This window comes from Myroides odoratimimus (assembly GCF_001485415.1).
In the GTDB taxonomy this organism is placed as follows: domain Bacteria; phylum Bacteroidota; class Bacteroidia; order Flavobacteriales; family Flavobacteriaceae; genus Flavobacterium; species Flavobacterium odoratimimum.
On the sequence record NZ_BCMQ01000003.1, the window covers coordinates 88,963 to 113,471 of the forward strand.

General features: G+C 34.7%; 18 protein-coding genes. 16 read left to right on the forward strand and 2 right to left on the reverse strand.

Annotated elements, in window-relative coordinates:
• The first annotated feature begins 10 nt into the window (after positions 1 to 10).
• From holA to MODO_RS03960, 13 genes are all read left to right on the forward strand, one after another.
• Positions 11 to 1,015, forward strand: a complete 1,005-nt coding sequence (holA, locus tag MODO_RS03900; protein ID WP_006261083.1) for a DNA polymerase III subunit delta — start codon at positions 11 to 13, stop codon at positions 1,013 to 1,015.
• Between the two features lie 12 nt (positions 1,016 to 1,027).
• Entirely contained in the window at positions 1,028 to 1,216 is a 189-nt protein-coding gene (locus MODO_RS03905) for a CAL67264 family membrane protein (protein WP_006259008.1), read from the forward strand.
• 1,370 nt (positions 1,217 to 2,586) lie between these two features.
• Positions 2,587 to 3,516 (forward strand): DUF6731 family protein, encoded by a 930-nt coding sequence (locus MODO_RS03910; protein WP_059050648.1) that lies wholly within the window; start codon positions 2,587 to 2,589, stop codon positions 3,514 to 3,516.
• Positions 3,509 to 3,946 (forward strand): hypothetical protein, encoded by a 438-nt coding sequence (locus tag MODO_RS03915; RefSeq protein WP_059050650.1) that lies wholly within the window; start codon positions 3,509 to 3,511, stop codon positions 3,944 to 3,946. The genes MODO_RS03910 and MODO_RS03915 overlap by 8 nt, the downstream gene beginning before the upstream one ends.
• A gap of 109 nt (positions 3,947 to 4,055) precedes the next feature.
• The gene (locus MODO_RS03920) at positions 4,056 to 6,401 is read left to right on the forward strand and encodes a type I restriction-modification system subunit M (protein WP_059050653.1); all 2,346 of its coding nucleotides are present in this window, start codon (positions 4,056 to 4,058) and stop codon (positions 6,399 to 6,401) included.
• An 11-nt stretch (positions 6,402 to 6,412) separates the two neighbouring features.
• Positions 6,413 to 7,432, forward strand: coding sequence for a virulence RhuM family protein (locus MODO_RS03925; RefSeq protein WP_059050655.1), 1,020 nt, complete (start codon positions 6,413 to 6,415; stop codon positions 7,430 to 7,432).
• Between the two features lies 1 nt (position 7,433).
• Positions 7,434 to 8,714, forward strand: a complete 1,281-nt coding sequence (locus MODO_RS03930; RefSeq protein WP_059050657.1) for a restriction endonuclease subunit S — start codon at positions 7,434 to 7,436, stop codon at positions 8,712 to 8,714.
• A 256-nt stretch (positions 8,715 to 8,970) separates the two neighbouring features.
• Positions 8,971 to 9,336, forward strand: a complete 366-nt coding sequence (locus MODO_RS03935; protein WP_059050658.1) for a GxxExxY protein — start codon at positions 8,971 to 8,973, stop codon at positions 9,334 to 9,336.
• 5 nt (positions 9,337 to 9,341) lie between these two features.
• Positions 9,342 to 9,983, forward strand: a complete 642-nt coding sequence (locus MODO_RS03940) for an 8-oxoguanine DNA glycosylase OGG fold protein (RefSeq protein WP_059050660.1) — start codon at positions 9,342 to 9,344, stop codon at positions 9,981 to 9,983.
• A gap of 9 nt (positions 9,984 to 9,992) precedes the next feature.
• Positions 9,993 to 13,043, forward strand: coding sequence for a type I restriction endonuclease subunit R (locus MODO_RS03945; protein WP_059050662.1), 3,051 nt, complete (start codon positions 9,993 to 9,995; stop codon positions 13,041 to 13,043).
• Positions 13,044 to 13,190: 147 nt separating this feature from the next.
• Positions 13,191 to 15,356 (forward strand): McrB family protein, encoded by a 2,166-nt coding sequence (locus MODO_RS03950; protein WP_081316879.1) that lies wholly within the window; start codon positions 13,191 to 13,193, stop codon positions 15,354 to 15,356.
• A 6-nt stretch (positions 15,357 to 15,362) separates the two neighbouring features.
• Complete coding sequence (locus MODO_RS03955) at positions 15,363 to 16,670, forward strand: McrC family protein (protein WP_059050666.1); 1,308 nt, start codon at positions 15,363 to 15,365, stop codon at positions 16,668 to 16,670.
• A gap of 331 nt (positions 16,671 to 17,001) precedes the next feature.
• Positions 17,002 to 17,796 (forward strand): YoaK family protein, encoded by a 795-nt coding sequence (locus MODO_RS03960; RefSeq protein WP_006261103.1) that lies wholly within the window; start codon positions 17,002 to 17,004, stop codon positions 17,794 to 17,796.
• Positions 17,797 to 17,939: 143 nt separating this feature from the next.
• On the opposite strand, the gene MODO_RS18945 is transcribed toward MODO_RS03960, so the two are convergent.
• Positions 17,940 to 18,122, reverse strand: coding sequence for a hypothetical protein (locus MODO_RS18945; RefSeq protein WP_006259006.1), 183 nt, complete (start codon positions 18,120 to 18,122; stop codon positions 17,940 to 17,942).
• Between the two features lie 397 nt (positions 18,123 to 18,519).
• Here MODO_RS18945 and ettA point away from each other — a divergent pair, with 397 nt between their 5' ends.
• Both ettA and MODO_RS03970 read left to right on the forward strand, forming a co-directional pair.
• Positions 18,520 to 20,208, forward strand: coding sequence for an energy-dependent translational throttle protein EttA (gene ettA / locus MODO_RS03965; protein ID WP_059050668.1), 1,689 nt, complete (start codon positions 18,520 to 18,522; stop codon positions 20,206 to 20,208).
• 382 nt (positions 20,209 to 20,590) lie between these two features.
• Positions 20,591 to 21,322: an MBL fold metallo-hydrolase gene (locus MODO_RS03970; RefSeq protein WP_059050670.1), complete on the forward strand. Its 732-nt coding sequence runs from the start codon at positions 20,591 to 20,593 to the stop codon at positions 21,320 to 21,322.
• A 155-nt stretch (positions 21,323 to 21,477) separates the two neighbouring features.
• On the opposite strand, the gene gltS is transcribed toward MODO_RS03970, so the two are convergent.
• Positions 21,478 to 22,686: a sodium/glutamate symporter gene (gene gltS / locus MODO_RS03975; RefSeq protein ID WP_039329418.1), complete on the reverse strand. Its 1,209-nt coding sequence runs from the start codon at positions 22,684 to 22,686 to the stop codon at positions 21,478 to 21,480.
• A gap of 243 nt (positions 22,687 to 22,929) precedes the next feature.
• Between gltS and guaA the strand changes: the two genes are divergently transcribed.
• A complete protein-coding gene (gene guaA, locus MODO_RS03980; RefSeq protein ID WP_006263496.1) occupies positions 22,930 to 24,456 on the forward strand; it encodes a glutamine-hydrolyzing GMP synthase in 1,527 nt (508 codons plus the stop codon).
• Positions 24,457 to 24,509: the final 53 nt, after the last annotated feature.

The window sequence follows — 24,509 nt, forward strand, 5'->3', positions numbered from 1 at the left end:
AACTAATATTTTGGATCAAGTAAAGGACATAATAAAGAATATAAAGGCAGGGAATGCTGCTCCTATATATTTTTTGATGGGGGAAGAACCGTATTATATTGATAAAATCTCTGAGTATATTGAAGATAATCTATTGACAGAAGAAGAGAAGGGGTTTAATCAAATGGTATTATATGGGCGAGATGTCACTGTTCAAGACATTGTTTCTAATGCAAAGCGATTCCCTTTAATGGCAGAAAAGCAAGTTGTCATAGTTAAAGAAGCTCAAGAGTTAGCACGTTCTATAGACCAATTAGAATCTTATGCTGCACAAGTACAACCATCTACGGTATTAGTATTCTGCTATAAGTACAAAACATTAGACAAAAGAAAGAAGATTTATAAAGCGATAGAGAAGTCTGGTATCATATTTGAAAGTAAGAAGTTAAAAGAGTATCAGATAGAAGCTTGGCTTAAGAAATTACTAACTGCAAAAGGGTATAGTATAGATCCTAAAGCTTCTGCAATGTTAGTAGAGTTCTTAGGAACAGATTTGTCTAAAATAGCGAATGAGATAGATAAACTGGCTTTAATCGTACCAAAAGGAGTACAAATCACAGCAGAAGTAGTAGAAAAGAATATCGGAATAAGTAAAGATTTTAATAATTTTGAATTGATTAAAGCTATTGTAGACCGCAATCAGCTCAAAGCGTATAAAATTGCAAATTACTTTGCACAGAACCCAAAGAATAACCCAATCGTATTGACAATGGGGCTTGTTTATTCTTATTTTTCTAAGCTTTTGTTGTACCATGGGTTGAAAGATAAGTCACCATCTAACGTGATGAAACAATTAAAAGTGAGTCAATACGCAATAAAAGACTACGAAACGGGTTTTAGAATCTATAAGATGAAGCAAGTTAGTAGTATCATTGCACATCTAAAGGATGTAGACCTTAAAAGTAAGGGAGTAGGAGCTCAGGCGATGCCACAAGGAGAACTGCTTAAGGAGATGTTAATCAAAATATTTAATTAAAATAAATAAATAATGCCGAACAATTTAAACAAGAATAAGATTCTAGGATATGCTACGTTGATTATGATTATGATGGGTATCTTATTAATCTGTCTAGGAGCATTTAAATATTCCGAAATCGCAGGGTGGGGATTCACAGCTGTAGGAATCGGTTTCTTTGCAATAGCATGGGTTTTTAACGCCTTAAAAGGAAGAGTATAAGTTTAAAAAAGAAGAGGAGAGCATTGCTCTCCTCTTCTTTTTTAAACAATTAAGAATTAGGAATTAAAAATTAAGAATGTTTGGCTTCGCCATGAGGTATGTATATACGTCCTATCGGTATACATATCATGCAATCGCTACGTTCGTGTTATCGCGGATTTAAGGTTTTAATCCGTGAGATATAACGATTTAATATGTCTTCTTGAGTGTAACGAAAGATCCCATCTCCCTTAGGGAATTACGAATTTCAAATTAATAATTATGAATCTTAGCCCTTCGGGCTTTAGGTGCGTACATTACGTCTCGTTATCGCGGATTTTTAATCCGTGATATATAACCGTCCAGTATATCTATTCAACTTCAATTAAAAAATTGATCAACTTTTATCAAAAAAAACACTTTCTTTTTTTCAAAAAAGCACCTATTTATCATCAAAAAATCTTATTTCTCCCTTAAAATTCCCTTCTTTTTACCGCATTTTCTTCTTATTTCAGTGAAATAAGGCTTGAAAAGCAAAAAAATGTATACTTTTTTTTAGTTTATTTTTTATATAACTAACTAATATTCAGTTGTTTGTTATGAATTGGTCTATTGTAGTACTCAACGTTATATAGCTTTTAACCCTAGTAAAATCAGGGCTTCTTCTTGGATCCTTGGACAGTTGTAGGACAATGCTAGGACTTTAGTGGGCTAAATAAGGCTTTTGTCGAAGGATGCTCCTTTTATACTCTGTGTATTCATCTTGTATGTAGTGAAAAGGTGTGGTGGTGATTAATATAGCTATTAAAATAAGGATGTAGGGAGGGAGCTTCTGATGAATTGTTATTCCCAAAAAGAACATATTATAAGAGTTGTAAAAGGTGTCTTTGTAATTAAAGATAAAGTGCCGATGCTACAACAGCGAATAAATAACCCAATTAAGACTAATAAATTAGCAAGGAGTTTAGATAGTTGACCTTCGATGTTATATAGGGTTTGCTTAGATTGTTATGTGAAGAGTCAATAGAGAGCTGATATTAGAATGTATAGATGTGATGCGTCATGTGTACTAAGTTCGCCACATCAGTAGAGACGGAATACTTCCGTCTAACACACAGCTAGACCCCCAATGGATAGGAAGCTCTTATTCAGGGGGTTGATGTTTAAACTTGCCTCACAGTGTTTCATATGCTGTGTTCTGTGTTTAAAGCCGTCCACTGAATCCACAATATATGTTATCCCGACGATAGGAGGTATCTCATCCTATTGGTGTGTAGATATTTATGAGAGACTGTTGTTTACTCAATAATTCTAGGTGTTTACGGAAAACCGTATAGTATATTCTCATAAAGAGGGTAAGTTTGTTAGAATAACAACAAAACGACATAAATATGGCTCAAAAAAAGAAAAAAGTAGAGTTTTTGCAAGTAGCTCTTGAATTGTTTGATTCAGCACCTAAAAGTTTAGATTTTATAAGTATTTTGAAAGACAAGATATTTAAGAATAATGAGGTTTACCTAAAAGGTAAAAATTACGAACTGAAATTAATTGAGGAAACAGATGATTATTTAATTGGAATTATTGAAACGGCTAATAGAAATGGTATACCTCCTAAAAAGAACAAAAAATCAAAAACTGTCAGTAAAATAGGATTAACTAATGAAGAAGGATTGGCTTATGCTAACGTGTTTTTATATCAAAAGAAGACTCAAGTCCTCCTGTATGAGGTAAATAAGTTTGGATGTTTTATTGATAATATGATTAGTTTTATTTATCTTGTATGGAAAGAAAAAGAAGAAGGTAATCAATTTAAGCTTAGGTTTAACTTAGTTTTGAATAAGGATGAATATAAAAGGATTATTGATTTGTCATTTCATAAGTCTTTAGAAATTAGATTAGCCAACCCTACACAATTATTGAAGGAAGATTTACATAAAAATAAGTCTTTAATCAGCTTATGTCAAGTGGCAGAAGAAGTGAATTCGAAAGAAGTCTTTGCAAAGTTTGATGTTAAAGCGAGAAAGAATAAAGTTCCACCTTTAAATTCAGAGAAAATAGGTGGGATTGTTAATGCCTTACAGGATATTCTATTAACTGTAAATGCAGAAAATGTTAAAAAAGTTATTGTTAAAGGATATGCAGAAGATCAAGATCAAGAAACAACGATTGACTTAATCGCAGATAGAATGATAAAATTTATGAAACTTGAAGAACCGCGTGAAAGTTCAGATCTGCTAATTTCTCAACGAAAAGAAGAAATAAGAAAAATATACGAAGAAACGAAAAATGAGTTATCTACAATTTTTATAAGTCATGAATAAAAGTCCAGGTTATTATATAGAGAAATATATAGGATATGCTTTTGGTATAGGTCTATTTTTATACCTCTATTGTGGTAACTTAGATTTTATTATGAATGCTAATTTATACGATAAAATGTTAGCTTTTTCTTCTACTCTGTTTGGTTTTCTATTAGCTATTTTAACTTTAGTTGTTCAAAGTAATAGTGAATTTGTAACAGAGATGAGGACTTACGATAGTTATGATAGGTTTATAGAGTTTAATAAGAGGATAGTCTTTTTATCTTTGATTGAAGCTGTTTTAACGCTTTGCCTATTTATGCTTCATAAACATATACCACAAAATGTAGAGTATGTGGCTTCTTGTATAAGTCTGTCAATATTTTTTGTAATTATAGTCAATACCTTGATATTTCTTTCAATTTTCTATATAGTTATAAAGGAAAAATAAAAACCGAAGCGTTGCTTCGGTTTTTTACTAACTCCCTTGTCCACTTTACGGTTTTCCGCTTGTGGGGTTCTAATGATGGTAGTATATTTACCTTGAAAATATTAGAAGAATGACAGTAAATACACATAATAAGTTAGTTTCGTTTATCTGGTCTATTGCAGATGATTGTTTAAGAGATGTTTACGTAAGAGGGAAGTATAGAGATGTGATACTGCCGATGGTAGTATTAAGACGTATAGATGCTCTTTTGGAAGAGAAAAAGCAAGAGGTATTAGAAGAAGTAAATAGACAAGTAGTAGAAGAGGGAGCTATAGAATATAGTTCTAAGAGAATTTGTTATGTTTCGGGTTATCCGTTTTATAATACCAGTAAGTGGACTTTGCAGATGCTTTTTAATACCGTGTCAAATTCTAAACAACAACTTATAGCAAATTTTGAAGAGTACTTAGATGGGTTTGATGTTAATATCAAAGAAGTAATTAGCAAGTTTGATTTGCGCCGTCAGATACGCCATATGGCTGATAAAGATGTGTTATTAGATGTAATAGAGAAGTTTACTTCGCCTTATATTAACCTTACTCCAGAGGATAAGTTAGACCCAGAAGGGAATGTTATGGGTGGACTTTCTAACTTAGGAATGGGGTATGTATTTGAAGAGTTAATTCGTCGATTTAATGAGGAGAATAATGAAGAAGCAGGAGAGCACTTCACACCAAGAGAAGTAATACAACTGATGACGCATTTAGTTTTTGAACCTATTAAAGAACAGTTGCCAAACATTATCACTATATATGATCCTGCCTGTGGAAGTGGTGGGATGCTGACAGAGTCAGAAAACCTATTAGTGGATGAGAATGAAGGTTTCGGATTTAAAAAAGATATTTATCTATATGGTAAGGAGATTAACGATGAGACTTATGCTATCTGTAAGTCAGATATGTTGATTAAAGGTAAGAATCCAGAGCATATAAAAGTAGGGTCAACTCTATCTACGAATGAGTTCTCAAGTTTGAAGTTTGACTTTATGTTATCTAATCCTCCTTACGGGAAGTCATGGGCGTCTGAACAGAAATATATTAAAGACGGTAAGGATGTAATCGATAGCAGATTTATTGTTAAACTAAAGGACTATTGGGGGAAGGAAGAAGAGGTAGATGCTACTCCTCGTAGTTCGGACGGACAGCTACTATTCTTAATGGAGATGGTAGATAAGATGAAAGATGTGTCTAATACAGGTGTTGGGTCTCGTATTGCATCTGTACACAATGGTAGTAGCTTATTTACAGGTGATGCAGGAGGTGGAGAGAGTAACATTAGACGCTACATCATAGAGAATGATTTGTTAGATGCTATTGTGCAATTGCCTAATAATATGTTTTATAACACAGGTATTACTACTTATATCTGGCTTTTGACAAATAATAAACCTACCAATAGAAAAGGAAAGGTTCAGCTAATCGATGCAAATAAGTTATTTCAGAAAATGCGCAAGAACTTAGGGAGTAAGAACTCTGAGTTCTCTCAAGAGCACATACAGGCTATCTTAGATGCTTACTTAAACTTTAGTGAAGGAGAACTATCTGAGGGGATGCTAAATGTAAAACTGTTTGACAATGCTGACTTTGGGTATTATAAAGTGAATATAGAGCGCCCTAAGCGATTAAAAACGCAATTTACAGAAGCAAAAATAGAAAGTCTGCGTTATGACAAAGCTTTTTACAATCAAATGGAAAGCCTGTATGCATACTTCGGTGAAGAAGTATATGCGAAAGGATTAGAACATAGACAGGCAGAAGTAAGTAAGTACGCGGATAGTCAAGACTGGGGATTAAACAAAAAACAGCTTGTAAAACTGTGTGAACGAGATACGTGGACGAAGAGTAAGGAACTCTTTGAACAAGCGATTACCATCTGTGAAGCTTTTGGACAAGAGGTGTATATGGACTTTAACCAAGTGCAAAAAAGATTTGATGCTATATGTAAGGATATCAATGTCAAACTGAATGCTACTGATAAAAAAGCAATCTTAAATGCAGTAAGTGAATACGATGCTACAGCAGAGCGTGTAGTGAAAAAGGTAGAAAAGCTCAACGCTGATAAGTTAGCACAGTTAGTAGCTCGTCTGGGGTGTACAGAAGCACAGTTGGCAGACTATGGATACTATGCTACAGCCAAAAAAGGAGAGTATATCACGTATGAGACAGAGAGTGACCTTAGGGATAGTGAACAGATACCGTTAAGTGAAGCGATATACAACTACTTTATCCGTGAGGTAAAACCACATGTAGAAGAAGCATGGATTAACTTAGATAGTGTGAAGATAGGATACGAAATATCTTTTAATAAATACTTCTATAAACATGTACCACTGCGTTCGATAGAAGAGGTAAAAGCAGAGCTATTAGCTTTAGAAGAACAAGCAGACGGAATACTAAACGATATCTTAAATTTTTAAGTAATTAGGTTATGGAAAGTAGTATAATTATTTACCAAACGGATGACGGAGGGACAGCGATAGAAACGCGCTTAGAAGGAGAGACAGTATGGCTATCTCAAATGCAGATAGCAGAACTGTATCAGAAAGGAAGAACGACTATATCAGAGCATATAACACATATCTTCGAAGAAGGAGAATTAGAAGAAGAAGTGGTATGTCGGAAATTCCGACATACCACTTCACACGGTGCTATAGAAGGGAAAACGCAAGAGAGAGAGGTAAAATATTACAATCTCGATATGATAATTGCTATCGGATATCGCGTGCGAAGTTTGCAAGGGACAAAGTTTAGACAGTGGGCAACTGCACGCTTAAAAGAGTATATCGTCAAAGGCTTTACGATGAATGACGATTTGCTTAAGCAAGCAGGTGGCGGCAACTACTTCGACGAGTTATTAGCACGCATTCGAGATATTCGCTCAAGTGAGAAAGTGTTTTGGCGCAAGGTATTGGATATCTATTCTACCAGTGTGGATTATGACCCGAAAGCAGAAGTGTCTCAGTTGTTCTTTAAAACAGTACAGAATAAAATGCACTGGGCAGCACATGGCAACACTGCTGCTGAACTAATCTATAAGCGAATAGACGCTGATAAAGCACATTTAGGATTGACTAACTTTAAAGGAGTATCTCCTACTAAGCAAGAGATTCATACTGCTAAGAATTATCTAAGTGAAGAGGAGTTAAACGTGCTGAATAGAGTAGTAACAGCTTATCTGGAGTTAGCAGAACTACAAGCGCTAAACCGCAAACCAATGTATATGGCGGACTGGATAACCAGATTAGACGAGTTTATCCGTATGACAGGTAATGAAGTATTAGAGCATGCAGGAGTGGTTAGTCACAGCCAAATGCTCGATAAAGCAAATGCTGAATATGCCAAATACAAAGAGATGATAAAAAATGATTTGTCTAAAGTAGAACGTGACTTTGTGCAGTTTATTGATCAAACAGGCAAAGTGTTAGAACACAAAAAAAAGACAAAGTAGCATGAAGAAATACGATAGTTATAAAGATAGTGGTATAGAGTGGCTTGGAGAGATACCAAGTCATTGGGAGGTGAATCGTTTAGGAATTTGGTTTAAAGAGAGAAGAGAGAAAGTTTCAGATAAAGTATTTGAACCATTGTCAGTTACGAAGAATGGAGTAGTTCCTCAGCTTGAAAGTGCTGCAAAATCAAATGACGGGGATAATAGAAAGTTAGTTAAAAAAGGAGACTTTGTTATTAATAGTAGATCTGATCGTAAAGGCTCAAGTGGCTTGTCTTATTTAGATGGTTCAGTGTCACTGATTAATATTGTTTTACAACCAATTAAAGTGAATGGAAATTATGTTAACTACCTTTTGAAGTCTAATTCGTTTATCGAAGAGTTTTATAGAAATGGACATGGTATTGTTGCAGATTTATGGACTACAAGATATGAAGATATGAAGTTTATTGGTTTAGGTATACCACCTATTAAAGAACAACAAGTCATAGCAACCTTTTTAGACGATAAGTGTGGACAGATAGATAAAGCGATTGAAATCAAAGAGAAGCAGATAGGGTTATTAAAAGAGCAACGTCAGATAATCATTCATAATGCAGTAACGAAGGGTATAGATAAGAATGTGAAGCTAAAAGATAGTGGTGTAGACTGGATAGGAGATATCCCCGAGCACTGGGAGGTGAAGAGGTTGAGGTATTTAGGGATAACACAAAATGGGTTAAGTAAAGGAGGTGAGTTTTTTGGAAAAGGAACTCCCTTTGTAAACTATAGTGATGTGTATAAGAATTTTACATTACCCACTTTCGTAAATGGTTTGGTTGATGTGTCGGAGGATGAAATTGTACAGTATTCTGTGAAAAAAGGAGATATTTTCTTTACTCGTACATCTGAAACTGTAGAAGAAATAGGTATTTCATCAGTAGCTCTTGAATCATATAATAAAACTACATTTGCAGGTTTTTTAATTAGATTTAGACCTAATAGTAGAGTGTTCTTACCTATGTTCTCTAAATATTTTTTTCGAAGTGAAATTAATAGATTTTATTTTATTGGGAATATGAATATAGTGATTAGGGCATCTTTAAGTCAGGAATTACTAAAAGGATTACCGATTTTACTTCCGTCATTACAAGAACAACAGCAGATAGTTGATTATTTAGATGAGCATATCACTAAGATAGATAAATCTGTAGCTATTAAGGAACAGCAGATAGAGAAGCTAAAGGAGTATAAGCAGAGTCTAATAAATGAAGTGGTGACAGGTAAGGTGAGGGTGAGTTAGAGGTTGTCAGCACCAGGACTTACAGGATTAGGAAGATTAACAAGATGAGGGAGTGATATACTATGTGTGATTATCTGCATTAGGATTAATAAGATAATGAGATGATGTTATAAGAGCACTGAATATTCGGCACGATCTTGTTAATCCTGTAAATCTTGAGAATCGTGGTTAAGACTATTCGGTACGATCTTGTAAATCCTGCAAATCTTGAGAATCTTGGTTAAGACAGTGAGGAGTAACATTCAATATTAATTATATGGATATTAATCAATTAACGCATCAGATTATAGGAGCGGCTATGGAAGTACATTCTATATTAGGTAATGGCTTTCAGGAAGTTATTTATCAGCGTGCTCTTCAGATAGAGTTCTTTAAACGAGGTATTCCATTTGAGCGAGAGTTCGAAATGAGTATTGAATATAAGGGCTTTAATGTAGGAACACGACGTGTTGATTTTTTTATAGCTGGTCAAGTGATGTTAGAGATTAAGGCAGTTATCCATTTAGAAGATGTGCATTTAGCACAGGCTAAAAATTACTTAGAGGCATATAAACTGACTGATGGGTCGTTGATTAATTTTGGTAGTAAGAGTTTAGAGTTTAAGAGGATGTTTAATAATTAGTAGGGATGAAGTTGTATTTAAAAGATTATAAAGATTTGATTCAGTTTTTGCCTGTTAGAGAACAATCATTTGAAGTAAAAGCAAGTGTTTGGGAGAATCAGATTAGCAAGGAGGATTATACCTCTTGTTTTGAAGGATTATTGAATATTACTATTAGTAGGCAAGATGTTTTTGATACAGAAGATATACGATCTCTAATTTTAAAAACGATTCTTTGGGGATATCCTAATGGGCATAGAGGGAATAATTTTGAAAAGATATATAATTGTGAAGACTTACGAGGTTTAGTTGAGATTATTAAAGGTGTTAGAAACTGTTCATTGAATAAAGAAGAATGGGGAGAAGTATTAAGTCGTTTTAAAAAGATAAAAGGACTAGGTATATCTACCTATTCAAAGTTGTTGTATTTTAGTAATGTATCTATTGATAAAGCTCCTGCTATAATCTTAGATGAACGTATCATTAAGGTATTAGGTAAAGGTGTTTTTGAAGAATTAGAAGGATTAAAAAATATTACAAGAGTAAATGCAGATAGACATTATCCAACATATTTGAAGACGATACAAAATATAACATTAGAATTAAAAACACATCCTGAGAATATAGAACAATTCTTGTTCTTGTTTGGGAATAATTTGAAAAATTAGAAGACAATCATGAACACCAACTATAACGAGCAAGCATTAGAATCATTAATAGAACAGAAGTTAGTAGGTATCTGCACGGAGGTTTTAAAGAAAGAGGATAAGAGCTATATAACATTTAACGAAGATAGGAGTCATTATACGTCAGGACATGGGTATTACTTAGGACATACACATGATTATGATAAAAAGTATGCGATAGATACTGTTCGTTTATGGCATTTCTTAGAGGCTACGCAGGGTGATGAACTCGAAAAGTTGAAGAGATATAGTGACTGGCAATTAAAGATAATAGAGCGTTTAGATCGTGTAATTAGTAAGAATGGTGTACTTCATGTACTAAAGAAGGGAATAGAAGTAGATGATGCATGTTTTACCTTCTTTTATGAATATCCTAATAAGAATAGCTCCCGTAATACACATGATTACTTTAGGGCTAATGAGTTCTCTGTGACTCGTCAGTTACAATATTCTACTGTTAACCCTTTAGAAGAGGTGGATTTGGTGATCTTTATTAATGGACTACCGATTATGACAATGGAGTTAAAGAACCCATTAACAGGCCAAACTGCGGCTATACAAGGGCAAAAACAATATCGTGAAACAAGAGATGTAAAACAGACTTTGTTTAACTTCGGAAGATGTATTGTACACTTTGCAGTAGACACAGAAGAGGTGTATATGACAACTAAGTTACAAGGAAAAGACACTTACTTTTTACCCTTTAACAAAGGGAATAATTATGGAAAGGGAAACCCTGTTAATCTTAATGGACATCGATCAAGTTATTTATGGGAGGAGGTATTATCCAGACCAAGTTTGGCTAATATTATACAGCACTTTGTATTATTAGAAGGTAAAAAAACAGATTCATTAGATAAGAAGTTTTTTATTTTTCCTCGTTATCATCAATTAGATGTTGTAAATCGTTTAATAGAAGATGTAAGTGAACATGGTGCGGGTAAAACATATCTTATACAGCATTCAGCAGGGTCGGGTAAGTCAAATTCTATTACTTGGGCTGCTTTTAAATTAATAGATGTGTATGAACAGGGGCATACAATAGTAGCTGGTAATCAGAAAATTTATAAACCACTATATGATACCGTGATAGTAGTAACGGATAGGAGGATATTAGATAAACAGATAAGAGATAATATACGCAGCTTCTCACAAGTATCTGGATTAATAGCTCCAGTACATAGTTCGTCTGATTTGCGTTTAGCCATTGAGACTGGTAAGCGCATCGTGATAACAACTATACAGAAGTTTCCTTTTATAGTAAAGGAAATTGGAGATATGAGTGATAAACGTTTTGCTATTATTATAGATGAGGCACATAGTAGTCAGAGTGGAACTACAGCAGATAGTTTAAACTATGTTATAGGTAATAAGGATGATGAAGACAATCAAGATTTGATCCTAAAAGCGATGAAGTCTCGTAAAATGAGCTCGAATGCTTCTTATTTTGCCTTTACAGCAACTCCTAAAAATTCTACATTAGAACGTTTTGGCGAAAAACAAGGGGATGGTAGTTTTAAGCCATTTCATTTATATTCTATGAAACAAGCGATAGAGGAAGGGTTTATCTTAGATGTTTTATCTAACTATACAACTTACAAGAGTTATTATAAGTTAGAGAAGTCGATAGAGGACAATCCTATGTTTGACTCTTCACGTGCTCAAAAGCGTTTAAAATCTTTTGTAGAACGCGATCCGAGAACCATAAAAGCGAAGGCTAAAATTATGTTAGAACACTTTATCTCTAAAGTTTATAACACAAAAAAATTAAAGAACAAAGCTAAGGGTATGGTGTTGACACAGAGTATAGTGTCAGCTATTCAATATTATCAAGCTTTGAATGAGTTGTTGGAAGAAAAAGGCAACCCTTTTAGGATATTAATAGCTTTTTCTGGAGAGAAAGAAGTAAAGGGGATTAAGTACACAGAGAGTGGGTTAAATGGTTTTTCTGATACTGAAACAGCTACTAAATTTGATGAACATGAGTATCGTTTATTAGTAGTCGCAGATAAGTATCTGACTGGATTTGATCAACCTAAGTTGACAACGATGTATATCGATAAAAAGTTGCAAAACGTATTATGTGTACAGGCATTATCACGTCTTAACCGTGCCGCACCTAAGTATGGTAAGCGCACAGAGGATTTGTTTGTATTGGATTTCTTTAATGAGGTAGATGATATACAAGCGTCTTTTGAGCCTTTTTATACATCTACAGTATTAAGTGAGAGTACAGATATAAATGTATTACATGATTTAAAAGAAGCTTTAGATGAGTCTGGTATTTATGAAGAGGAAGAGGTAGAATTGTTTAGTCAGTTGTATTTTAATAACGCTACTTACGAAGAGTTAATAGCAGTATTAAACTTACCAGCTGAACGATTTAACAAAGAGTTAGAATTAGAAGATGAGGTAAAAGCAGATTATAAAATTAAGACAAGACAATTTATTAAAATATACAGTCAAGTAGCTGCTATCTTAGAATTTAATAATGTCAGATGGGAGAAATTATACTGGTTCTTAAAGTACCTTATTCCATTTATGATTGTAACGAATAAACAAGATGCACTATTAGATGAGTTGTTGGAGTCTGTAGATCTGTCTACTTATGGTTTACAGAGAATGACTATTAATGAACATATAGTTTTAGATGATAAAGAAAGTAGTCTTAATCCGCAGAATCCTAATGCAAGAGGAGTATTTGCAGATGAAAAAGAAGAAGAGGACTTAGAGACTATTTTGGCTGATTTTAATAAGCGCTTTTTTAATATTGATGGGATTGATGAGAGTAATATAGAAATAGTAAATTTTATAGAGCAGAGAATTGTTAATCACCCGGATTTTCAGAGTCATTTTGTGGAGAATAATGATGAATATACCATAGGTATTGCCTTGCAGAAAATAATGGATGAGGTAGTACTTCAGAATAGAAATGGTAATGTGGCATTTTCGAAAATGTATAATAATGATCGTTTCTGTAAAGATTTCTTTGATACAATGTTTCAGGCTCTTTCATTGAAGTATAGAAATATGATGAAGTAGAATTGTAACGATGAAAATGAAATATCTATGAGAATGTATCTGATGAAAGAAGAATTAATATGCTTTTTAAGTGATTTAAAGAATTAAAAAAAAGTGTGTCTATATACATTTGAGAAGATATATACCTTTTACAATAGTCAGTAATTAATGTTGAAAATGACAGAAGAACAGAAGAAAAAAGCTTGGCAAGAAGCATTACAGTATGCTTTTGATCAGGCAGATGTTAGGGGTTGGCCACATAATGAAAGGGCAAGAATATATGGAATAAGTAATAATGGAAAAGTTTATCCTAATAAACATATCTATCGTTATTGTTTAGAATATTTAAAGTCTATAAATATAACTCTTTATAAGGAGGCAATTTTAGAAAGTAAAGGTGTTCATAATGGAGAAAGACTGAATAATTATTTAGCAAATAAAGGAGCTAAGGCTATTGTAGTAGATTCAAATACTATTCTATATAGAATCTTAAAAAAGCTGTCTCATCGAATATTACCTTATTTTGAAGTACTGGATTATTTAGTTGAAGAATTAGGATTAGAGAGAGGATCAGAGAAGTTTTATTTTCATTATAAAGGAGATAAGATTGTTTTCATTATTGGTCGTCGATATATATGGAATGTCGAACCTATGCGATATGCATATATTTCATTAAAAAATGATGGGGAAGAAGTAGAGAAGTTTGCTAAAAGTAAGAACGGAAAGCAAGCATATTACAATAAAGTTTCTTGGGTAAATGATTTTGGTGCATTAGCAAAAGATATTTTAGAACCTTCAAAGTTAGAATTAGATATAACAACGAGGTCAAATAGAATTGATTCTAATAAAGCAGATCTTGAAGAATTGGTGTTTAATAAAGAATATAGAAACGAAGTATTTACAGAGTTAGGAATTTATGATGAAGAGATAGTAGATACTTATATAGCAAATAGAGAAAAAAACATGAACCACCCACTAAACCAAATACTATATGGTCCTCCTGGAACTGGGAAGACGTATCATACGATTAATAAGGCGTTGTCTATAGTAGAAAATAGACTAACAAGTGATTTAGAGCAGGAGGATAGAAAGAAGCTTAAGGAGCGTTTTGATAGTTACATAGCGAATGGGCAGATCATGTTCACGACCTTTCATCAGAGTATGACATACGAGGACTTTGTGGAGGGAATAAAACCTAAAGTGGATGAGGGGACAGAGGATAAGTCAGTGTATTATGAGGTAGAGAAGGGAATCTTCACTCAGACAACAGAGAGAGCGAAAGAACACAGTGTGGATAAGGTGGAGAGTAAGAAGGTTTATACTTTTGAAGATGGGTGGAATGATTTGGTTAATCAAGCTTTAGAAGAGTTAAATGAAAATAAAGAGTTGATATTACCTATTCAGACTCCGAATATGGGATTAAAAATAGTAGAGATAACGGATAGAGGTAACCTTCGCTTACAGCCTAAATCTACTGAAGGGGCTGGTGTGTATACGGTATCTTTAGCAAGGGTGGAGAAGTTGTACAACGCTTTTGCTGATCTGAGTGCGGTTAGGAATATAGATAAAGAGTTTCGCGGTGTAATAGGAGGGAGTAATTCTACAGCTTATTGGGCAGTGTTAAACGATATTATTAATAAGGTTAACGCTTCTAACGATATCGTGTTTGAGAAGCAAGAGAGAAAGCCTTATGTCCTTATTATAGATGAAATCAACCGAGGGAATGTATCTGCTATCTTCGGGGAGTTGATTACCTTGATAGAAGAGAGTAAGCGATTAGGAAATGAGGAGGCATTAGAGGTTACTCTGCCTTATTCAAAAGAGAAGTTCGGTGTACCGAATAACTTACACATCATCGGTACGATGAATACAGCGGATAGAAGCGTGGAGGCTCTGGATACAGCGCTTAGACGTCGCTTTACCTTCGAAGAGATGATGCCTGATTATGATGTAATCGAGTCAGAAAACAGCTTTGGAATTGATCTGAGTGAATTATTAAGAACGATTAATAGCCGTATAGAGGTGCTGTTAGATAGAGATCATCTGATAGGACATAGTTACTTCTTAAATATAGACTCTCTTGAAACGTTACAATCGAGATTTATGAACAACATCATTCCGCTGCTGCAAGAGTATTTCTATGGAGATTATGGCAAGATAGGATTGGTACTTGGTGAGGGATTTGTAGAAAAATCAGAAGGGAATAAGGTTGTATTTGCGTCTTTTAATTATGACAGTGATATGTATAGTGAGAAGAGTATTTATGCTTTAAAGAAAGAGTGGAAAGAAGGGGAGTTTAAGGTAGCTATAGATAATTTGTTGGGTAAAAAATAGTAATAAGTGAGTAAGCTAAAGATTACAGTTTTTGAGCATAATACGTTAAGAATAGGAGATGTACTATCTGAGGGTGCAGTGTTTGAAGAAAAACATTTGACTCTATTAGAAGCATTCTATGGAACGAATGGTGTGCCATATTACTCTTTAATTCACAAAGGAGTGAAGTTTAACCAATATGTGGGGGTTCTACAGTTGGGTAACTTGACTATCGAGGTATTGCCTAAAGTGGATAATAATGGAGAAGAAAAGGATACTTGGCGGAATCTGTTGATTAATATGATTTGGCGTGTAGGTACTTTTACTACGCATGCTCCTACCTCAAGTGCCTTATCGTTAAAGTCAAATGCTATCTTAGATGTTTATATCGCGATGTATCTACAGGAGTTAAAGCGTTTAGTTCATCAAGGATTAATAAAGAAATATAGATCACAAGAAGGGAATACATTAGCCCTAAAAGGGAGTGTAGTGTTTAGTAAACACATTCAACAGAACTTGGTGCATCAAGAGCGCTTTTATACTCGGCATAGTGTATATGATGAACAGCATCTACTACATAAAGTGTTGTACAAAGCATTGAGGTTATTAAAACGCATTAATGTAAATACAGCTTTGGATAGTGAAATTAATCAATTGCTGTTTAGTTTTCCTGAAATGGAAGATATCAAAGTATCTGAGAGGACTTTTGAACAAATAGTACTTAATCGAAAAACAGCTTCTTATGAAACAGCATTAGGTATAGCTAAATTATTACTTCTAAATTATCATCCTGATATTAGAGGAGGTAGTAGTGATGTGTTGGCTTTATTATTTGATATGAATGCACTGTGGGAACGCTTTGTTTTTGTGACTTTGAGAAAACATTTAAAAGGATCTCATGAAGTGAAAGAACAGGTGAAAAGAGATTTTTGGCTTTCTCATACAGAGACAAACCGAAGTGTGAAGATGTTTGCAGATATTGTGATAACAGAAAAAGGGGAAGAATCAAGAGTCTTTGTGATTGATACGAAATGGAAGAATCTAAATGGGAAGCCTTATCCTTCTATAGAGGACTTGAGACAGATGTATGTATATCACCACTTTTACAAGGCGGATAAGGTAGCGTTAGTTTATCCAAGTCAAAAATATAATGAGCATAAAGGAAAATATTTGAATAGCCAAGATAATATGTGTTATTTGATTCATCTTGGGGTGAAAGATGATATTGCTAATTTTGAAAAGCAGATCGTTGATGTTGTTAAGGAATGGTTTACAGTCATGGATTCAGAAATCTGCGACAACTATAAAACGCAAAGTCGGGAGACTATTGTGTAGCTGTGTGTAGTTATGAATTCGAGAATCCTCGACAACTAGAAAACGCAAAGTCGGGAGACTATTGCGTAGCTGTTTATAATCACAGTTCGAAAATCCTCGACAACTAGAAAACGCAAAGTCGTGAGACTATTGCGTAGTTGTTTGCAGTCACGGATTCGGAAATCCTCAACAACTATAAAACGCAAAGTCAGGAGACTATTGCGTAGCTGTGTGTAGTCACGGATTCGGAAATCCTCGACAACTCAACAAATCCTTCTACCACACCCCATATATTTGTAATTCTCTTTAAATTTGTTATATTATAGTTTGAGGAGGAGTAATTTATAAGTTTATGTTATCACACAGAGGTAAGGAGAGAAGTTTTATGCAGAATCTGCGTTTAGCAGTGTTGTTATCATTTGTAGGAGGAGTGGTGAATGTAAGTGGTTTTTTGGCTTTAAAGCTGATGACAACCAATGTGACTGGGTATTTATCTAATTTTGCTCAGGAGGTACTTACCTTTAATAAACAAGCTATTTTGAAGTCAGTGTTGTTATTGGTTTCGTTCTTTTTAGGATCTTTTACTTCTCACGTGATCTTACAGTTGCAGAAGTTGATTTGGAATAAGGTGTATTTTACAGTGCCCTTGATACTAGAGGCTATCTTATTAGGAGGAGTGGCTTATCTCGAAGGAGATATATTGTTTCAATATCCGATGAAGATAGCCTACGTACTGTTATTTGCGATGGGATTACAGAATTCTCTTGTTACTTTTATTTCTAAGGCGGTAGTGAGAACTACGCATATTACGGGTATAGTTACCGATCTAGGGATAGAGACAGCGAGGTTATTGTTTAATCTAACAAGAGCCAACCTTCGCAATCTTTTGCTTTCTCATATAGGACTTAAACTTGCCATTGTCTTTTCGTTTGGGGTAGGAGGGATTACCGCAGCATTTTGCTTTGAGTACCTTCATTTGCGTACCTTATACATTGGTGTAGTAGTTATTCTATTTACTACCGTTTATGACTATTTAGTGGTTAAAATGATGAGGGTATTAGAGGAAGGAAAACAGATAGTGGACTGGAGTAAGAAAGTAGTGACTAAGGACTATAAAGTTTACCATATCTTAAGAAGGAAGAAGTAGGCTATGTGGTTTTAAATATAGCAATCACTTTAAAGTAGAGATAAAGCATCTCGTCCTTCGGACACCTCTCCAAAGTAAGGGAATAAAAAAAATCTTGTAATTAAGTCTCTCACATTAGAGTTAATTACAAGATTCTGTCGACCTTAGATTCCAATATGCAATTCGTATTCATCGTCTGTCTTCTCTTCGAAATCATAAATAGAATTTGCTGGTGAAATTGCGTTGCATGTTGAGCAAACGTAAGCATCTATTGATGGGTCATAGTAGTGATTTTCGTGATTGTTTTCACAAGTTTCACTTTTTGCAAAAAGTAAATTTTCTGTCATATATGTGAGTTTTTTAAAGTTGTCTCTAAGATAGTACTTAAAAGTGTAGAAAACAAATAATAATAGGCTTAGGTGTGTGTTTTTGTTGTTAATATTTTCTAAACATTGTGTTTTTGTGTGTGGTTTAGGTTTAATCGATGTGAAATGATGAATTTTTTAGAGATAAGAGGTTTTATAGAAATATTATTCTATAAGATTCTGTAGTCCAAAAAGGTCTTATGAGGTAAATAGAAATTCAGGTAGAGACCATAATGATATAAGATCAAATAGTCTATCAAGACAAAATCAAAAAAATGTAGAACACATTTCCTAATCTCCTTAATTAATACTATTTTTGGCTAATATGCTATAGAACGCTTATAGCTTAGTAATCAATAAATTCAATATATTTTACTTTATGTCAGACGATAAAAAGGTAATTTTTTCGATGTCAAAAGTGAGTAAAACTTACTCATCGACAAATAAGACTGTATTAAAAGATATTTATTTAAGCTTTTTCTACGGGGCTAAAATTGGTATTTTAGGTCTAAATGGTTCTGGTAAATCTTCTTTATTAAAGATTATTGCTGGGGTTGATAAAAACTATCAAGGTGATGTGGTGTTTGCACCAGGATACACTGTAGGGTATTTAGAACAAGAACCTCAATTAGATGAAACAAAGACTGTTATCGAAATCGTTAAAGAAGGAGCTGCTGAAACGGTAGCAATCTTAGATGAATTCAATCAGATAAATGATATGTTTGGTTTGCTAGAAGTGTATGAAGATGCAGATAAAATGCAGAAACTGATGGATAGACAAGCTGAGCTACAAGATAAAATAGATGCTGTAGGAGGATGGGAGCTAGATACAAAACTAGCTATCGCTATGGATGCTTTGCGTACGCCAGAGCCTGATACTCCTATCAATATTCTTTCTGGAGGAGAGCGTCGTAGAGTTGCTTTATGTCGTCTATTATTACAAAACCCAGATGTATTATTATTAGATGAGCCTACTAACCACTTAGACGCGGAGTCTGTACACTGGTTAGAGCAACACTTACAACAATATTCAGGAACAGTAATTGCTGTAACGCACGACCGTTATTTCTTAGATAACGTAGCAGGATGGATTCTAGAATTAGATAGAGGAGAAGGTATTCCATGGAAAGGGAACTATTCTTCTTGGTTAGATCAAAAGTCTACAAGATTAGCTCAAGAGGAGAAGGTAGCTTCTAAACGCCGTAAGAACTTAGAACGTGAGTTAGATTGGGTACGTCAAGGTGCTAAAGGTCGTCAAACAAAACAAAAAGCAAGGTTACAGAACTACGATAAATTATTAAACGAGGATCAAAAAGTTCTAGAAGAGAAATTAGAGATTTATATCCCTAATGGACCACGTCTTGGAACAAATGTGATTGAAGCAAAAGGTGTAGCGAAGGCTTTCGGAGATAAATTGTTATATGATGATTTAAACTTTACTTTGCCACAAGCTGGGATTGTAGGTATTATCGGGCCTAATGGTGCTGGTAAGTCTACTATATTCCGCATGATCATGGGAGAACAACAACCTGATGCGGGTACATTCGCTATCGGAGATACGGTTAAGATTGCTTATGTGGATCAAGCACACTCTAATATAGACCCAGAGAAATCAATTTGGGAGAACTTCTGTGATGGTCAAGAGTTGATCATGATGGGTGGTCGTCAAGTGAATTCTCGTGCTTATTTGAGTAGATTTAACTTCGGTGGTTCTGAGCAAAATAAAAAGGTATCAACGCTTTCTGGAGGTGAGCGTAACCGTCTTCACCTAGCAATGACATTGAGAGAAGAAGGTAACGTATTGCTACTGGATGAGCCTACGAATGACTTGGACGTAAATACACTACGTGCATTAGAGGAAGGTCTTGAGAACTTCGCTGGATGTGCAGTGGTTATTTCCCATGACCGTTGGTTCTTAGACCGTATCTGTACGCATATCTTAGCTTTTGAAGGTGATTCTCAAGTGTATTTCTTTGAAGGATCATTCTCTGACTATGAAGAGAATCGTAAGAAACGTTTAGGGGATGTAGCTCCAACTCGTTTGAAATATAAAAAATTAGTTCGCTAATTAAAATAGTAAAGGCCTAATTAGTTTTCTAGTTAGGCTTTTTTTGTGATGTCGTGCGCTCCGTTTCACTTCGCTTACTAGGGAGGCGCTGCGCTAGGGAGGCGTGCACTCCGCTTCACTTCGTTTACTAGGGAGGCGCTGCGCTAGGAAATAGGGAACAGGGTTACTCAAAGTCGGGAGACTTTGCGCAGCGAGGTTACATGTCACGGATTGCAAATCCGCGCCAACCGTAGGGTCGCTACGCTAGGGAGTCGTGCGCTCCGTTTCACTTCGCTTACTGGGGAGGCGCTGCGCTAGGGAATAGGCGAGACATCACAGTTTCACGGTTTCACAAACAAACAAACAAACAAAAAGACGATTTCACGATTTTACAAAAAAAACAATGAATATAGAGATATTACATATAAATGCCCAGTCTGCGGAAGGACAACCTGCAGTATTTAATCCTGTGGTAGTTGGATTTGCAGACGGAACTTCTTATTTAATAGATTGTGGTTTTACTTATAATTTTCAAGAGTTTAAACAAGAGTTAATGCATCTAGGACTAATGGTAGCTGACTTGAAGGGAATTATTATTTCTCATGATGATATTGATCATTTAGAAGGATTGCATAAATTTAAAGAGGAATATGTTTCTCTAGAGGTTATCAGTAGTGCTATAGAGGCTGACTCTGTTTCTGGTCGAGTAGAGTCTGAACGTCTTGTACAGGTTAGGGAAAGCCTTTCTCATATACCTGAGGAAATGAAAGAATGGGTAAATGACTTTATTAAACAACTTGAGGCAATTCAGCATTTTGAGGTTACTCAAACTTTAGAGGATGGGCAGTTCTTTAAAGATACATTACAGGTTATAGGTACACCAGGGCATACGAAAGGACATATTTCATTCTTTGATACAGAGAGTAAGACATTAATTGCGGCAGATGCGATAGTGGTAGAGGAGGGTGAGTTTAATATCGCTAACCCTCAGTTTACTCTGGATATGGAGGCTGCTTTAGCTTCTGTTGTGAAAATGAAGAGTCTTAAACCGAACCGTGTAATTTGTTATCACGGTGGTGTGGTAGAAGAGGGGATAGAGGAAAAATTAGATCGATTAATCAAGAGGTATTGTTAGTTTACAGTTTATAAATCCGCGACAACTGTAGGAACGTATTACCATACGCCCACGATTACAAATTCGTTTGAAAGGTTACAAATAATATCAACAAAAAAGGCTACTTAAATCTAGTTTAAGTAGCCTTTTTTATATGTAATTTTGTGTTTCGTTTTCTATAAAAATGTAACAAATACATTTAAGATTAATGCATTCAGGATGTCTATAAAGAATGCTCCTACCATAGGAATAATAAGGAATGCTTTAGGTGATGGACCAAAACGGCTTGTTACAGCTTGGATATTTGCTACAGCTGTTGCTGTTGCTCCTAATCCAAATCCACAGTGCCCTGCACTTAATACGATAGCATCGTAATCTTTGCCCATAGCTCTGTAGGTAATAAAGTAAGCAAATACGAGCATTAAACATACCTGTACTACTAAGATAAGTAAGATAGGCAAAGCAAGTTCTGTAATCGTCCACATCTTTAAAGACATTAGTGCGCAAGCCAAGAAAATAGAAAGACCAGCATTACCTAGTATTTCAATAGATTCGTCATGCATCTTTACTTTAAATAGGTGTGGTAGTACATTTCTGATGATTACTCCGATAAATAAACACCATACGAAAGTAGGTAGTTTAAATGTGTACTGTGCATTCCAGTCTGATAAGTATTGTCCTAAAACTAAACAGATAGATAGAAGAGTGATTGTAAGCATAATACTCTTATAGTTTACTTTCTTATCCGTTACTACTGAAGGAACAGATATTTCGTGTGTTTCTTCGTGTTCTTGAATTTTTTCAGGGGGTAACTCTTTGTAATTATTCTTGCGCAATAGTTTGTAGGCTAGTGGACCTCCTATTGTTCCTCCAAGGATTAAGCCGAAAGTAGCACAAGCCATACCAATGTCTTTAGCTCCTATTAGAGGATTGTTGCTTGTCATAAAGGTGTCAGCCCATCCACCAGCTGTACCATGACCTCCCGTAAGTGTGATAGAACCGGCTATTAATCCAAATCTAGTGTCAAGATCTAATAAATATGCTAAAGATACTCCTAGAGAGTTCTGACATATAATGAATGTAGCTGCTATAAGTAAGAATATGATTAATCCTTTTCCTCCTTTTATAAGTGTTCTAAAATCTGCATTTAGTCCAATAGAAGAAAAGAAGATAAACATCATTCCTTGTTGAATACTTTCGTCAATAGTAAATTCCTTGCCAGTAACAGAATAGGCAATCCAAGAAAACATAGCAACAATAAAACCACCTACAACAGGTTCGGGGATATTAAATTTTTGAAAAAAGTTTACTTTTTGAACTACAAAGTGTCCTAGTAATAACACAAAGCAGGCAAGCATTAATGTTTCATAAATTCCAAAATCCATATAAGTTTGTTCTATTAAAGGTGAAAAAATAATGGTCTAAAGGCAGACCTTCGTTCGCAAATATAAATAAACTAGGGTGGAGTAACCTAAAAAACTTCTTTTTATTCTTGTTTAAATGATGTTTTTAATTGTTAACTAGTTTGTTTTGTACTGGTTACTGGGCTTGGGTGTAGAGGTAAATAAGAAATAGAAAGAAATTCTAAAAACTTTTTTGAGATACGTAGAATATAACTATTTTTGCGCATGCAACACAATGTACTTATTTTAGATTTTGGATCGCAATACACACAGTTGATTGCGAGAAGGGTTCGCGAGTTAAATATATTCTGCGAAATCTTACCTTATAATGATATGCCTAAGGATTTGACAGAATATAAAGCTGTTATTTTATCAGGTAGTCCTTATTCAGTTCGCTCAGAAGAAGCGTTACACCCAGATTTGTCGAATATCAAAGGAAAAATGCCTCTATTAGCAGTATGCTACGGTGCTCAGTACTTAGCTCATTTCTTCGGAGGAGAAGTAGCACCATCTGATACACGTGAGTATGGTAGAGCGAATTTAGACTTTATAGCAGAGGATGCTTTCTTTAAAGATATTCCTCATAATAGTCAAGTTTGGATGAGTCACAGTGATACTATTAAACAATTACCTACTAATGGGGTGTTGTTAGCTAGTACTAAAGATGTGAAAAATGCTGCTTATAAAGTAGAAGGAGAACAAACTTATGCTATCCAGTTTCACCCAGAGGTTTACCATTCTACAGATGGAGCACAGCTGTTGAAAAACTTCTTAGTAGATATCGCTGGTGTTAGTCAAGATTTTACTCCAAATGCTTTTGTTGAAGAGACAATAACAGATTTAAGAAATAAAATTGGATCAGAGAAAGTTGTTTTAGCTTTATCTGGAGGGGTAGATTCTACAGTAGCTGCTGTGTTATTACACAAAGCAATTGGAGAGAATTTACACTGTATCTTTGTAAATAATGGATTATTACGTAAAAACGAGTTCCAAAATGTATTAAATCAATACAATGGAATGGGGTTAAACGTAAAAGGAGTAGATGCTACTGATCGTTTTATGGAAGCTCTAGCAGGTCTAGAAGATCCAGAGCAAAAACGTAAAGCTATTGGTAAGTCTTTTATCGATGTATTTGATGATGAATCTAGATTAATCGAAGATGCTACTTTCTTAGGTCAAGGTACTATATATCCTGACGTAATCGAGTCTATCTCTGTAAAAGGGCCATCGGCTACTATTAAATCTCACCATAACGTAGGAGGTTTACCTGACTTTATGAAATTAAAAGTAGTAGAGCCTTTGCGTATGTTGTTTAAAGATGAGGTACGTAGAGTAGGAGCTTCTTTAGGTATAGACCCTGAGTTATTAGGAAGACACCCTTTCCCAGGACCAGGTCTTGCTATTAGAATCTTAGGAGATATCACTCAAGAGAAAGTAAGATTATTACAAGAAGTAGATGCTATCTTTATAGAAGGACTTAGAGAACATGGTCTTTATAACTCTGTATGGCAAGCAGGAGCAATCCTTCTACCTGTAAATAGTGTAGGTGTAATGGGGGATGAGCGTACTTACGAAAAAGTAGTAGCACTAAGAGCAGTTGCTTCTACAGATGGTATGACTGCAGACTGGGTACACTTACCTTATGAGTTCTTAATGGAGATTTCAAATAAAATAATTAACCGCGTAAAAGGTGTAAACAGAGTGGTTTACGATATTAGTTCTAAACCGCCTGCAACAATTGAGTGGGAATAATTTAAATAATTCAATAAGTCGCTGTAACTTTGTTATAGCGACTTATCGTTTTT

Coding starts and splice junctions, on each gene's coding strand:
- MODO_RS03905 (WP_006259008.1), top strand. CDS start 1,028: ATGCCGAACAATTTAAACAAGAATAAGATTCTAGGATATGCTACGTTG.
- MODO_RS03910 (WP_059050648.1), top strand. CDS start 2,587: ATGGCTCAAAAAAAGAAAAAAGTAGAGTTTTTGCAAGTAGCTCTTGAA.
- MODO_RS03915 (WP_059050650.1), top strand. CDS start 3,509: ATGAATAAAAGTCCAGGTTATTATATAGAGAAATATATAGGATATGCT.
- MODO_RS03920 (WP_059050653.1), top strand. CDS start 4,056: ATGACAGTAAATACACATAATAAGTTAGTTTCGTTTATCTGGTCTATT.
- MODO_RS03925 (WP_059050655.1), top strand. CDS start 6,413: ATGGAAAGTAGTATAATTATTTACCAAACGGATGACGGAGGGACAGCG.
- MODO_RS03930 (WP_059050657.1), top strand. CDS start 7,434: ATGAAGAAATACGATAGTTATAAAGATAGTGGTATAGAGTGGCTTGGA.
- MODO_RS03935 (WP_059050658.1), top strand. CDS start 8,971: ATGGATATTAATCAATTAACGCATCAGATTATAGGAGCGGCTATGGAA.
- MODO_RS03940 (WP_059050660.1), top strand. CDS start 9,342: ATGAAGTTGTATTTAAAAGATTATAAAGATTTGATTCAGTTTTTGCCT.
- MODO_RS03945 (WP_059050662.1), top strand. CDS start 9,993: ATGAACACCAACTATAACGAGCAAGCATTAGAATCATTAATAGAACAG.
- MODO_RS03950 (WP_081316879.1), top strand. CDS start 13,191: ATGTTGAAAATGACAGAAGAACAGAAGAAAAAAGCTTGGCAAGAAGCA.
- MODO_RS03960 (WP_006261103.1), top strand. CDS start 17,002: ATGTTATCACACAGAGGTAAGGAGAGAAGTTTTATGCAGAATCTGCGT.
- MODO_RS18945 (WP_006259006.1), bottom strand. CDS start 18,122: ATGACAGAAAATTTACTTTTTGCAAAAAGTGAAACTTGTGAAAACAAT.
- ettA (WP_059050668.1), top strand. CDS start 18,520: ATGTCAGACGATAAAAAGGTAATTTTTTCGATGTCAAAAGTGAGTAAA.
- MODO_RS03970 (WP_059050670.1), top strand. CDS start 20,591: ATGAATATAGAGATATTACATATAAATGCCCAGTCTGCGGAAGGACAA.
- gltS (WP_039329418.1), bottom strand. CDS start 22,686: ATGGATTTTGGAATTTATGAAACATTAATGCTTGCCTGCTTTGTGTTA.
- guaA (WP_006263496.1), top strand. CDS start 22,930: ATGCAACACAATGTACTTATTTTAGATTTTGGATCGCAATACACACAG.